Annotated in this window: 10 protein-coding genes; 3 read left to right on the top strand and 7 right to left on the bottom strand. The window is 63.6% G+C overall.

Annotated elements, in window-relative coordinates; translation table 11 throughout:
* Nucleotides 1-61: 61 nt before the first annotated feature.
* A complete protein-coding gene (locus A4R29_RS24060) occupies nt 62-1,516 on the top strand; it encodes a glutamate synthase subunit beta (RefSeq protein WP_013529719.1) in 1,455 nt (484 codons plus the stop codon).
* A 27-nt stretch (nt 1,517-1,543) separates the two neighbouring features.
* On the opposite strand, the gene A4R29_RS24055 is transcribed toward A4R29_RS24060, so the two are convergent.
* Nucleotides 1,544-2,758 carry an SGNH/GDSL hydrolase family protein gene (locus tag A4R29_RS24055; RefSeq protein WP_063173045.1) on the bottom strand — a complete coding sequence of 405 codons (1,215 nt, stop codon included), beginning with the start codon at nt 2,756-2,758 and terminating at the stop codon, nt 1,544-1,546.
* Between the two features lie 98 nt (nt 2,759-2,856).
* Nucleotides 2,857-4,077, bottom strand: a complete 1,221-nt coding sequence (locus tag A4R29_RS24050) for a lytic murein transglycosylase (RefSeq protein ID WP_013529721.1) — start codon at nt 4,075-4,077, stop codon at nt 2,857-2,859.
* Nucleotides 4,078-4,286: 209 nt separating this feature from the next.
* Here A4R29_RS24050 and galU point away from each other — a divergent pair, with 209 nt between their 5' ends.
* Nucleotides 4,287-5,192, top strand: a complete 906-nt coding sequence (gene galU / locus A4R29_RS24045; RefSeq protein ID WP_013529722.1) for a UTP--glucose-1-phosphate uridylyltransferase GalU — start codon at nt 4,287-4,289, stop codon at nt 5,190-5,192.
* A 40-nt stretch (nt 5,193-5,232) separates the two neighbouring features.
* Here galU and A4R29_RS24040 read toward each other — a convergent pair whose 3' ends face one another.
* Nucleotides 5,233-7,023: an outer membrane beta-barrel protein gene (locus A4R29_RS24040; protein WP_063173044.1), complete on the bottom strand. Its 1,791-nt coding sequence runs from the start codon at nt 7,021-7,023 to the stop codon at nt 5,233-5,235.
* A gap of 259 nt (nt 7,024-7,282) precedes the next feature.
* Between A4R29_RS24040 and A4R29_RS24035 the strand changes: the two genes are divergently transcribed.
* Complete coding sequence (locus tag A4R29_RS24035) at nt 7,283-8,284, top strand: KpsF/GutQ family sugar-phosphate isomerase (protein ID WP_024502733.1); 1,002 nt, start codon at nt 7,283-7,285, stop codon at nt 8,282-8,284.
* A 4-nt stretch (nt 8,285-8,288) separates the two neighbouring features.
* Here A4R29_RS24035 and A4R29_RS24030 read toward each other — a convergent pair whose 3' ends face one another.
* The 4 genes from A4R29_RS24030 to hemH form a co-directional block, all read right to left on the bottom strand.
* Nucleotides 8,289-8,753 carry an NfeD family protein gene (locus A4R29_RS24030; protein WP_013529725.1) on the bottom strand — a complete coding sequence of 155 codons (465 nt, stop codon included), beginning with the start codon at nt 8,751-8,753 and terminating at the stop codon, nt 8,289-8,291.
* Nucleotides 8,754-8,764: 11 nt separating this feature from the next.
* Nucleotides 8,765-9,715: an SPFH domain-containing protein gene (locus A4R29_RS24025; protein WP_013529726.1), complete on the bottom strand. Its 951-nt coding sequence runs from the start codon at nt 9,713-9,715 to the stop codon at nt 8,765-8,767.
* Nucleotides 9,716-9,834: 119 nt separating this feature from the next.
* Nucleotides 9,835-11,046 (bottom strand): NAD(P)/FAD-dependent oxidoreductase, encoded by a 1,212-nt coding sequence (locus A4R29_RS24020; RefSeq protein WP_063173043.1) that lies wholly within the window; start codon nt 11,044-11,046, stop codon nt 9,835-9,837.
* A 155-nt stretch (nt 11,047-11,201) separates the two neighbouring features.
* Complete coding sequence (gene hemH, locus A4R29_RS24015; RefSeq protein ID WP_063173042.1) at nt 11,202-12,266, bottom strand: ferrochelatase; 1,065 nt, start codon at nt 12,264-12,266, stop codon at nt 11,202-11,204.
* Nucleotides 12,267-12,288: the final 22 nt, after the last annotated feature.

Below are 12,288 nucleotides of genomic sequence, written 5' to 3'. Positions count from 1 at the left end.
TGCCTCAAGGGGTTAACGGGTGCGGCGAAAACCGCACCATCTGGACAGCAGGAACTGGACTATGGGCAAGGTAACAGGCTTTCTCGAAATCGACCGGCAGGTGCACAAGTACCAGCCGGCCTCCGACCGCATCCGGCATTTCCGCGAGTTCACGCTGCCGATGTCTGACAAGGAGGTCGAGAAACAGGCCGCGCGCTGCATGGATTGCGGCATTCCGTTCTGCCACGGGCCGACCGGCTGCCCGATCCACAACCAGATTCCGGACTGGAACGACCTCGTCTACAATGGCGACTGGGACAACGCGATCCGCAACCTGCATTCGACCAACAATTTCCCGGAGTTCACCGGCCGCATCTGCCCGGCGCCTTGCGAGGAAGCCTGCACGCTGAACCTCGAGGACATTCCCGTCGCCATCAAGACGGTCGAGCAGGCGATTGCCGACAAGGCCTATGAAACCGGCCATATCAGGCCCTATCCGCCGGAGAAGAAGACCGGCAAGCGGGTCGCCGTCATCGGCTCCGGCCCGGCCGGCATGGCGGCTGCCCAGCAGCTTGGCCGCGCCGGCCACGACGTCCATGTCTACGAGCGCGAAAGCCGGCCCGGCGGGCTGATGCGCTACGGTATTCCCGACTTCAAGATCGAGAAGCACTATATCGACCGGCGCATCGAGCAGATGCAGGGCGAGGGCGTGACCTTCCATTGCGGCGTCAATGTCGGCGTCGACAAGCCGGTTGCCGAACTGCTCGCCGAACATGATGCCGTGCTCTATTGCGGCGGTTCCGAAACGCCGCGCGCGGCCGGCATTCCCGGCGACGATCTCGGCGGCGTGCATGACGCGATGCCCTATCTGGTGCAGCAGAACAGGCGGGTCGGCGGTGAACCGATCCAGTCGGTGGCGTGGCCCTCGCATCCGATCATCGCCGGCGGCCAGCATGTGGTCGTCGTCGGCGGCGGCGATACCGCGTCCGACTGCGTCGGCACCGCTTTCCGCCAGGGTGCGGTGCGCGTCACCCAGCTCGACATCCGCCCACAGCCGCCGGAGAAGGAAGACAAGCTTTCGGTCTGGCCCTACTGGGCGACGAAGATGCGCACTTCGTCCTCGCAGGCCGAAGGCGCCGAGCGCGAATTCCAGGTGGCGACGCTCGAATTCATCGGCGAGGAAGGCCAGCTGACCGGCGTCAAGTGCTGCGAGGTCGACGACAAGCGCAAGCCGATCGCCGGTACCGAATTCGTCATTCGTGCCGATCTTGCTTTCATCGCCATCGGCTTTGCCGGGCCGGCCGCGGCCGGTGTGGCGAGGGAATTGGAGGGTGAGATGAAGATCGCCACCGACAGCCGCCGCTCGCGCAATGTCGAGGCCAATGACCGCGACTACAAGACCAGCGTCGACAGGCTCTATGCGGCCGGCGACGTGCGTCGTGGCCAGTCGCTGGTCGTCTGGGCGATCCGCGAGGGCCGCCAGGCTGCGCGCGCGATCGACGAGGCGTTGATGGGGTCGAGCGTTCTCCCGCGCTGAGCCCGGCCTCAGAGCCGCGCTGCGACACTAACGATTGATCGCGGTCGTGGTGTCGGTCGCGGCTGCGGCCTTCGGTGGCCAGGAGAAGTCGTCGGCGCGGCCGGGCGATGCAATCGGTGCCTTGCCCTCGACCACAAGCTTTTCACCGGGCAGGTCCGGATTGGCCTTTGCCGGCGGTGCCGCGCCAAGCAGCTCCGAGCCGCCGTCGAGTGCCGGATCGCTGAGCAGCATCGGCGCAGTGCGGTCGATGACGATGGGGGGCGCGGCCGGCGCCGGCGTCTCGACAGGGGCGCCCGCCGGAGCGGACGGTGTAATCATGCTTCCCGGCGCGGTCAGGCCGAGGATCTTCAGCAGCGGTTTTTCGGTGTAGAAGGCGAGCTTGCGCTTGCCCGCCTTCGAGATATTGATGCCGTCATCGGCGCGCAGCCGCACCGGCTGGCCGTTGATGTCGGGGCCGCTGGTGACGAAGGCGCCGTTCTCGTCGACAAAGCCGTCCCAGATATCGACGAATTCGCCGCCATGGCTTTCTGCGGCCTGATGGTAGATGTCGTTGAAGGCAAGCATATCCGAGGTCATCTTCGGCACCCGGAACGCCGGCATGCCGACCCAAAGGAAGGGGACCTTGGCCGCGGCGGTGGCTTTGCCCAGCGCGTCGGTCCTGCGTTCATATTCCTTGGTCCAGTTCTCGGAACGTGGCTGTTCGCGCACGTCGCCCACCTTCATCGACTGGCGGTCGTTGGAGCCCAGCATGACGATCACGGCGGCGGGTTTTTCGGTCTCGATCAGCGATTTGATCTGTTCGGGCCAGTTGTAGAAATCATCGCGCACGAAGCCGGACGAGCCATTGCTGCGAACGACGATCCTGACGCCGGCATTCTCTGCGAAAGCGGTGTCGAGGCCTTCGGCGAGGCCGGCCGCCATGAAGTCGCCGACCACCAGGACGGTGCGCGCGTCCGGCGCCTTGTCGACCACCGGGATTTCCGGTTCCGCGGGCGGGCGCGGGGCGCGGGGTTTTTTCGCCTTGGGCCTCGGCCTCGGCTTCTGGATATCCAGGGGCGGCTCAATGCGCTCGCTGCGGCGCGGAAACAAAAGGTCGCGCAACGACCAGCCGCGGTTTTGCTGCTCCTGCGCCATGGCCGGCGCATAAAAGGCGCCAGCCAGGCCGGAGGCAAGCACGACCACGGCCAGGACGAGCACCGGCATGCGACGAACAAGCCCTGCGATGCGCGCAGCCGAAGCCAATCGTTTCCTCCGTCCCTTGGCGCGGCAAGGCCCGCGCCAACCAGATTGCTACAGTGTCCTTTGCGCGCCTGGAAGGCCGCGCGGCACCGCAGGCGGCTCTATTTCTGCCGGAGCCACTTCAGCACTTCCATGCTCGGATAGCCGTCCTGGGTCAAGCCGGCCTTGGCCTGGAAGGCCATGATGGCAGTCTTCGAGCCGTCGCCGATCTTGCCGTCGAACTTGCCGTCGTAAAGGCCATGCTGGGAAAGCCGCTTCTGCAGCTCCTGCCTTTCCTCGAAAGTAAGCTTGGTGAAAGGCCGCTTCCAGTCCTGCACCAGACCGCTCGAGCCGGCGATTTCGTCGGCAAGAAGGCCGACGGCCAGCGCATATTTGTCGGCGTTGTTGTAGGCCTTGATGACCGTGAAATTCTTGATCATCAGGAAGGCCGGCCCGCTGCGGCCGTCCGGCACCTTCAGCGTCGCCTTGTCGGAGCCGTTCTTGAACGGCTTGCCGTTGGCCCTGGCGACGCCGAGCGCCTGCCACTGCGACAGCGTCTTGGAACCGCCGGGAAGTTTTCCGGCTGGCAAGGCGACCTCATAGCCCCAGGTCTTGCCGGCCTGCCAGCCATTCTTCTTCAACAAATTGGCTGATGTCGCCAGCGCATCGGGGATCGAATTCCAGATGTCTCGCTTGCCATTGCCGTCCATGTCCACGGCATAGTGCAGATAGCTGGTCGGGATGAACTGGGTGTGGCCCATGGCGCCGGCCCAGGATCCGCTCAGATGGCTTTCGTCGATGTCGCCGGTCTGCAGGATCTTCAGCGCGGCGATCAGCTGTGTGCGGGCGAATTTCGCCCGCTTCGGATCGGCGTAGGCCAAGGTCGCCAGCGAGCGCACGACGTTGCGCATGATGTCGTCGCGCTTGAGGATTTCGCCATAATTCGATTCCATCGACCAGATGGCCAGCAGGATGTAGCGGTCGACACCGAACCTGGCCTCGATCCGATCCAGCCACGGCTTCCATTTCCTGGCCATCTGCTGGCCGACGGCGACGGACTGATCATGGACGCGGTTGTCGAAATAGTCCCAGGCAGGGGCCGTGAATTCAGGCTGCGTGCGCGCCTTTTCCAGCACCACCGGATCGATATCCCTGATGTTCCTGAAGGCCTGATCGTAGAGGGCGCCGGAAACGCCGCTCTGCACGGCGGTGGCGCGGAAGCCGGCGACCCATTGCCGGAAGCCGGCATCGGCGAAAGCGGGGCCAGGCATCAGCAGAGCGAGCGATAGGCTGGCTGCCGCCATGACGCTGGTAAAAATTTTTGCGGCATTGCGAACGGACATCTTTTCCTCCTTCTCTGTCTCAGGAAAGACCATTCATCGCCGAACCAGGTTAGGAATTAGTTTACCATAGGTGCCACCGGGAACGAAAAGACGCTTCGAAGCTTTACCGGTGGACGTTCCCCTCAGTTTCCCAGTAATCCCCAATTCCGGCGTGAAAATGTCTTGAAACGGGGATTGCGGAGCTGGCCCTCAAACGGATAATTGAAAGCATGAAGAGAGTTCGCAAGGCAGTCTTCCCGGTCGCCGGTCTCGGCACACGGTTTCTTCCGGCCACCAAGGCTGTCCCCAAGGAAATGCTGACCGTCGTCGACCGGCCGGTGATCCAGTATGTGGTGGATGAGGCGCGCGAGGCCGGCATCGAGCATTTCATCTTCGTCACCGGTCGCAACAAGGCCGTCATCGAGGACCATTTCGACATCCAGTTCGAACTCTATGACACGCTGGCCCAGCGCGGTAAGGACGACCAGCTCGCCCGCCTCCAGCGGCTGCAGCCGGCGCCGGGGCAGACCAGTTTCACACGCCAGCAGGTGCCGATGGGACTTGGCCACGCCGTCTGGTGCGCCCGCGAGCTCGTCGGCGACGAGCCCTTCGCGCTTTTGTTGCCCGACATGATCATGCAGTCGGAGAAGAGCTGCACGAAGGCAATGGTCGAGCTCTACGAGGAGACCGGCAACAACATCATCGCGGTGCAGGAATGCGATCCCGCCGAAACCCACAAATACGGCATCGTCGGCCGCGGCGAGGACACGCATCACGGCTTCCGTATCACCGAGATGGTGGAAAAGCCGAAGGCCGGCACCGCGCCGTCCAACCTCTACATCAACGGCCGCTACATCCTGCAGCCGGAGATCTTCAAGATCCTAGAAGGCCAGGAAAAAGGCGCCGGCAACGAGATCCAGCTCACCGACGCCATGCTGAAGCTGGAAAAGCAGCAGCCTTTCTACGGCTACCACTATCGAGGCCGCACGTTCGACTGCGGATCGCCGGAGGGTTTTGTCGAGGCCAATGTCGCCTTCGCGCTGTGGCGCAGCGACATGAACGAGAACATGGCGGGCGTCATCCGCACGCTTCTCGACGAGCTGAAGCCGTCAGAGCGCCGTGGCGCTGCGTTTTAAAACATCCTAGCGAGCGGCCGGATGTCGTTGGTGCGGCCGTTCAGCGCTGCACCTTGACGCCGAGGAAGATGCTGTTGGCGGTGTAGTCTCGGCCCGGCAGGTTGCTGGTCAGTTTCTCGGTCCTCACTCTTGTGGTCAGGCCGGCGTAGCGGTTCAGCCACCAGGTCAGGCCGGCCTCGGCGCTCAACACCCTGTCATGGCCGTCGATGCCGATGTAATCACGCCAGTCGAGACCCAGAGCCGCGTTGGCGGTGAGGTTGGCGCGAATCTGGCGTTCGCCTGTCAGGCGACCGGAATAGAGGATGTCGCCGCTCTCGCCCGATGTGGTCGTGGGCTCGACGGTGGTCCGCCCGGTCAGGCCGATTATGGTGCCGCGCTCGGGTGACCATTTGAGGTCGGCGTTGACGGTGGCACCCGAGATCGCATCAAGGTTTTTGTCGTCGATCGCTTCCCTGAGCCAGCCGGCCGAGAATTCGCCCGACAGCTTCTCACCCATGTCGAGTGCAAGGCCGGCGCGGGCGCCGAGTCGCGTCGACGAGCGCTCGAAGCCTTCATTGTCGATGCGTTGATCATAGGTCCGGCGGCCGACCTCGATTTCGGTGAAGGGGGTCAGGGCAGGGGAGATCTCGTAGCCGGTGCGCAACGTCGCCGTGTAGAGCGTCGAGTCCTGATCCTTCTGCGATAGCGAGGTGCCGTCCGAGAGCTTGGCGTCGCCGTAGAAGTCGTGTGAGACCGCGCCGGTCAACGTGTACTGCATCTTGCCGAGATGCTTTTCGACGGCCAGGCTGCCATCGATGGTCTGCCGCAGCGGCTGCTTGCTGACGCCGGCAATGGCGTCCGGCGATGATGCCGATTCCGGCACGGCCTCGTAGCCGAGCTTGGCGATGGCGCGCAATTCATTGTCGAGGTCGACATTGAGCTGGCCTTCGATGCGGCCTTGCTCGTCGTGAACCGGGTAACCCGAGACGGTCTCGCGAAAAAGGCCATAGCCGTCGATCGTAGCGGAGTTCTCGCGCCAGTCGGAGGCGGCGGAAAAGCGCAGCGCCGTCTCGGACAGCAGCGCCGACTTGCCTGCACTGCTCGAATCGCCGTTCGAGGTGGCGGTCAGGCCCTGTTCGATCGTCGGCCGGATGACGAAGGAGCCCCATTTGACGCCGGTGGCGGCAAACGGATCATCCTCCAGCTTCTTCTTCTGGCCTTCGATGGCGTCCGTACGCTCCGCTCCTGGGTCGAGCTTCTGCCTGTCGGCGCTGTCGATGGTGAGTGCGCGGCGGTTGGCCGTGTCCGCATCGGTCTCTGCAGCATCGGTGGCGTCCGTCGTGGAGGCGGTCGTGGAAGCGGTGATGTCGGAGGTGTCGGCCGTCGATTTTTTCTTCTTTTTCGACTTGTCGGCAGCCCTGTCCTTGGCCTGGTCAGCCGCATTCTGCCTGGCGCTCGATGAGCGGCGGCGAGGCTTGGGCGGCGCCGCAGTGTCGGCGGACGTGTCGTCAGTGGCTGCCGGCGGGTCGAAGAGGCTGCCGGTCGCGGTGGCGTCGCCAGTGTCGGCGTCGTCAGGCACGGCACCGGCGCTGGCCGGCAGATAGGTGCGGGCCGGCGCGTTGTCCTGCGCGGCGTTGGCCGGCTGTTGACCCTGCGCTGCCAAGGCCAGCTGTCTCGCCTTGCGCTGCTGGTCGGACAGGATCGCCGATTCCGAAACTTCGCCGCGCAGTTCGGTTTCCTGGGCATGGAGCGCCGTTGGGCGCAGCAAGGCAAACATGCTGGTTGCCAGCAGCAAGGCGCAGACCGCCTTGCCCCCACGTCCCGTCGAATTTTCTGGCTGGACCCCGGACATCGCCACCACTGCTTGCGCGGCGCACGCGCGCCATACTTACCGAACCGTAAATGGGGATGGTTAACGGAGGGTTGAGGCAGCGGCCCGTCAGCTGCCTGAAGCGCTGATTTCCAAAGGGATTCATGCTGATTTCCAAAGGGATTCATACTGCGTGCGTTTTCTCGCCTGCCGTCGTCTAAACCACCGCACACGTTCGGGCGATATGCCTGGGGCCATTTCCGTTGGACAGCGCGCCGGCAAAGCGCTAATCGCATCAGCCATGCATGCGGGATCCCTGGATAAGAAGCCTTTGGACAGGCAAGCCTCGATCGCTTCGGCGCTGAGGACGGTGGCGACAGAACAGGCTGGTGTCGCAGCCCTCGCCGAGGCGCTGGAGAATGGGCTGGCCGCGCCTTTCGCCCAGGCGGTCGAGATGATCTCGGGGATTGAAGGTCGGCTCATCGTCACCGGCGTCGGCAAAAGCGGCCATATCGGTTCGAAGATCGCCGCGACGCTGGCCTCGACCGGCACGCCGGCTTTCTTTGTCCATCCCGCCGAAGCCAACCACGGCGATCTCGGCATGATCGCCAGGGACGACGCCATCATCGCCATGTCGTGGTCGGGCGAAAGCAAGGAACTGATGGGCATCGTCGCCTATTCCAGGCGCTTTTCCATTCCGCTGATCGCCATCACCGCCGGAGAGACATCGGCGCTGGCGCGGGCGGCGGACGTGGTGCTGCTTTTGCCGCGCGCTCCGGAGGCCTGTCCGCACGGCCTGGCGCCAACGACATCGACGCTGCTGCAACTGGTGATGGGCGACGCGCTGGCGATCGCGCTGCTCGAAGCACGCGGCTTCACGCCGGACCATTTCCGCACCTTTCACCCGGGCGGCCAGCTCGGCGCCAACCTGACGCAGATCCGCGAGATCATGCATGTCGGCGACAGGCTGCCGCTGGTGGTTGCGGGCACCGGCATGCAGGACGCGATCCTGGAACTGTCGCGCAAAGGGTTTGGCTGCGTCGCGATCACCGATGTCGACGGTGCGCTGGTCGGCATCATCACCGATGGCGACATCCGCCGTCACATCGGCAGCAATCTGCTGGCGATGACGGTGGATCAGGTGATGACAAGAGGTCCGAAGACCGCGACGCCGGACACGCTGGTGGCAACGGCGCTGCAGACGATCAACAATTCAGCCATCACCAGCCTGATGGTGGTGGAGGGCCGGAAACCAGTCGGCCTCATCCACCTGCATGATCTGCTGCGTATCGGCGCCGCCTGAATGTTCAGACCGCCTCGACGGTCAGTTCCAGATCCGTATCGGCCGCACCCGTCACGCGCACTTGCGTGCCGGCCGGCAGGTCAGGGCCGGAGACACGCCACAGTGTGTCGCCCAGCTTGATGCGGCCGCGCCCGTCACGGATCGGTTCGGCAAGTGTCGCCATCCTGCCGACCATTTGCGCGCCGCGCCGGTTGAGCAGCGGCTGATCGGTCGGGTCGTTGCGGCTGCCGACCAGCTTCTTGCCGACATAGGCCGAGACCAGCGACAGCGCCAGGAAGGCGAGGACCTGGACCTGCCATGTCCAGAAGCCGGTGTCCCAGATCAGCAGCGACACAGCGCCGATGATCAGCGCGGCGATGCCGATCCACAGCATGAAGATACCCGGCGCGATGATTTCCATCACCAGCAGGACGAAACCGAGAACCATCCAGTTCCACGGGCCGAGTTCGGAAACGATGCGGTCGATCATTGGTTTCGACCTCAGTTGTCGGTTGGGCGAACGACCGGCGGGCGCGCGGCCTGCCTCTGCGAGCCGGTCGTGCCTTCGCTGCGGAAGACTTCCTTGGCGATCTCGCCAATGCCGCCGAGCGAACCGATCAGCGACGATGCCTCGAAGGGCATCAGTACGATCTTGCTGTTGGTCGCAGTGCCGATCTTGCCCAACGCTTCGGTGTATTTCTGGGCAACGAAGTAGTTCAGCGCCTGCACATCGCCTTTGGAGATCGCTTCCGACACCACCTGGGTGGCGCGGGCCTCCGCCTCGGCCGAACGCTCGCGCGCCTCGGCATCGCGGAAGGCGGCTTCCTTGCGGCCTTCGGCCTCGAGGATCTGCGACTGCTTGAGGCCTTCGGCGGCGAGGATCTGGGCGCGCTTGTTGCGTTCCGCGGTCATCTGCCGGCCCATCGATTCGATAAGGTTGGCCGGCGGGTTGATGTCCTTGATTTCGACGCGGGTGATCTTGATGCCCCACGGGTGGGCCGCTTCATCGACGACGCGCAGCAGGCGCTCGTTGATGGCGTCGCGGTTCGACAGGAGTTCATCGAGATCCATCGAACCCATGACGGTACGGATGTTGGTCATCGTCAAATTGAGGATGGCGTTCTGCAGGCCGGAAACCTGGTAGGCGGCCTGAGCGGCGTTGAGGATCTGGAAAAAGGCGATGCCGTCGACACCGACAATGGCGTTGTCGCGGGTGATGATTTCCTGGCTTGGAACGTCGAGCACCTGCTCCATCATGTTCATCTTGGCGCCGATGCGGTCGATGAACGGGTAAATGAAATTGAGACCCGGGCTCAGTGTCTTGGTGTAACGGCCAAAGCGCTCCACCGTATAGTTGTAGCCTTGCGGGATTGTCCTGATGCCTTTGATCAGCAGCACCAATACCAGAAGGGCAAGTGCACCAACCGCAATATCGAAACCACTGAAATCCATTTGGCTCTCCCTCAGACGAAGGCCGCACAAGCCATTCTCGCGCGGCCGACTTCACCAAAGACTTAAGTGTGTTTCAGATGCGTTACAATCAGGTGATGACGGATTGTTTGCGGGTGCGATCAGCGGTTGAAGGCAAACAATCTTGCATCCGTGTCCTCCAGCCCGTTGATCGAAGCCGGGACAATCTCGGAAGCGATCTGCGAGAAGGTGATGCCGTTGCCGCCGTAGCCCATCACCGCATGGATGCGCGGGTGGCGGGGAATGGCGCCGATATAGGGCAGGCCGGTGGTTGTGGTGCCGAACGAACCGGTCCAGGCAAAATCGGGCCTGGTGTCGAGATGCGGAAATACCAGGCCGAGCTTCTCGGCGATGCGTGTGCTCTTGTCGGCGATCAGCTCGTCGCGCCGCGCTTCGTCGACAAAATCCTCGTCCTCGCCGCCGCAAATGACCCGGCGGTCGATCGTCGTGCGCATATACAGATACGGCTCCGACGCTTCCCAGATGAACGCTGCGTCCGGCCAGAGCTTTCGCGGTTGCGGGCATGTTGCGATCGCCCATGTCGAGATGATCCGGTGGGCCGCGGCCGGCACGATCTCCACAAGTTCGTAGCCGGTGGCCAGAACAACATGTCGCGCGGTTATGGTCGGGCCATCCCTGGTCGCGACGACAACAGCTTCGGCGCTATCCTCAATCACTGTCGCTTCGACGGGGGCGTAGAAGCGAGCCTTGCGCTGAAGGGATTTCAGCAGCAGCCCAGCCGTCAGCTTACGCGGGTCGAGCGCGATGTTGCCGTGGCTGAGAATGGCGCCTTCGCGGTCGATGCCGAATGTCTCCGCCAGCGGCGCCGGCGTCAGATAGGTCGCGGCGATGCCGGCCAGCCGCCGTGCCTTGGCCTCGTCGCGCAGTTCCGACGGACCAAGTATCGTGCCAGACAGATAGAGCGACGGCGTCCGGCTCAGGTCACAGTTGATGCCGAGTTCGGCGATGCGTCCGGCGAGATTGGAGACGGCGAGCCGCGAGCGCCGCCAGGCCTGCTGCGCCGAGGCTCTGCCGATCATCTTCGAAAGCGTGGAGAGAGGCTGGTCTATTTCGAATGCCACCAGTGCGGTGGTTGCGGCCGTCGAGCCCTTCAGCGGACCGCGCCGGTCGATACAGATCACCCGATGGCCATCGGCCGTCAGCGCCTCGGCCATCATGGCGCCGCTGATGCCCATGCCGACGACCAGCACATCTGCCTTGACGTCCCGGATCAGGCCGTCCGTCGGCACCGCAGGCGCGCGATAGGCTGACCAGACGGGCTGGCCAGTTCTGAGGTCGAGTTTGCGGGGCATCGCATTCTCCGGCGGCGCGCCTTAACGCCCCGGAGCTTGTGTTGTTCCGGAGTTAGAGCGGCGAGCCGCTCTAACTCCGGTTGACGAAATTCCCAAGGGAAAGCGCTATTCGCTTTTCCCGGGAAAACCGTTTCACACTTTTCCTGGAATTTCTCCTAGACCCAGCCAGACAGTTCGCGCCGCACCATCGCCTCGATCACCGCCATCCCCTCCGCGCTGTCGTTGAGGCAAGGGATATGGGCGAAATTCTTGCCGCCGGCATGGTGGAAGGTTTCGGCCGCCTCGCGGCCGATCTCATCCAGCGTCTCGATGCAGTCGACGGAAAAGCCGGGATTGACGACGGCGATCGACTTGACGCCGTCCTGTGCGAGTTTCTCCACCGTCTTGTCGGTATAGGGTTGCAGCCATTCCTGCGCGCCGAAGCGCGACTGGAAGGTGATGATCAGTTTCCTGTCATCCCAGCCGAGCCGTTCGCGCAACAGCCGCGTCGTCTTCTGGCAGTGGCAATGATAGGGATCGCCCTTCTCGAAATAGGGTTTTGGAATGCCGTGATAGGAGGTGATGACCACCTCCGGCTCGAAATCCAGCGTCGCCAGATGCCGTTCGATCGAACGCGCCAGCGCCTCGATATAGACCGGCTCGTCATAGTAGGGCGGCACGCTGCGGACGGCCGGCGCGCGGCGCATCTTCATCAGCGCGCGAAACAGCTGGTCGTTGGCTGTTGCCGTGGTCGTCGCCGAATATTGCGGATAGAGCGGAAACGAAAGAATGCGGTCGCAGCCCTGGTCGGCCAGACGCTGGGCAATGCTGGCGGTCGAAGGGTTGCCGTAGCGCATCGCCCAGTCGACGACGACATCAGGCAGGTCGCGCAGCGCTTCGGCCAGCTTTTCGGCCTGGGCACGGGTGTAGGTGCGCAGCGGCGACTCGTTCTTTTCCCGGTTCCAGATCCGGGCGTAATTGGCGCCCGACTTCTTGGGGCGCGTGGTGAGCACAAGTCCATAGAGGATCGGATACCAGATCGCCCTGTTGAGCTCGATGACGCGCGGATCGGACAGGAATTCACGCAGATACCGCCACATTGGCTTGAAATCGGTGCCATCGGGCGTGCCCAGATTGACCAGCATGACGCCGATCTTGCCCGCCTTGACCGGTGGATGCCCAGCGGGCAACGGGCCGAGCGCGTTTGCGACCTTGGGATCGGCAGGGGTGGGAAGCGTCATAAGGGTTCTCCGGGAGACGCGA

The sequence above is a fragment of the Mesorhizobium ciceri biovar biserrulae genome (genome assembly GCF_001618845.1).
In the GTDB taxonomy this organism is placed as follows: domain Bacteria; phylum Pseudomonadota; class Alphaproteobacteria; order Rhizobiales; family Rhizobiaceae; genus Mesorhizobium; species Mesorhizobium ciceri.
This window is presented reverse-complemented; position numbering and strand designations above follow the sequence as displayed.

Coding starts and splice junctions, on each gene's coding strand:
- A4R29_RS24040 (WP_063173044.1), bottom strand. CDS start 7,023: ATGTCCGGGGTCCAGCCAGAAAATTCGACGGGACGTGGGGGCAAGGCG.
- A4R29_RS24035 (WP_024502733.1), top strand. CDS start 7,283: ATGCATGCGGGATCCCTGGATAAGAAGCCTTTGGACAGGCAAGCCTCG.
- A4R29_RS24050 (WP_013529721.1), bottom strand. CDS start 4,077: ATGTCCGTTCGCAATGCCGCAAAAATTTTTACCAGCGTCATGGCGGCA.
- A4R29_RS24020 (WP_063173043.1), bottom strand. CDS start 11,046: ATGCCCCGCAAACTCGACCTCAGAACTGGCCAGCCCGTCTGGTCAGCC.
- galU (WP_013529722.1), top strand. CDS start 4,287: ATGAAGAGAGTTCGCAAGGCAGTCTTCCCGGTCGCCGGTCTCGGCACA.
- hemH (WP_063173042.1), bottom strand. CDS start 12,266: ATGACGCTTCCCACCCCTGCCGATCCCAAGGTCGCAAACGCGCTCGGC.
- A4R29_RS24030 (WP_013529725.1), bottom strand. CDS start 8,753: ATGATCGACCGCATCGTTTCCGAACTCGGCCCGTGGAACTGGATGGTT.
- A4R29_RS24060 (WP_013529719.1), top strand. CDS start 62: ATGGGCAAGGTAACAGGCTTTCTCGAAATCGACCGGCAGGTGCACAAG.
- A4R29_RS24025 (WP_013529726.1), bottom strand. CDS start 9,715: ATGGATTTCAGTGGTTTCGATATTGCGGTTGGTGCACTTGCCCTTCTG.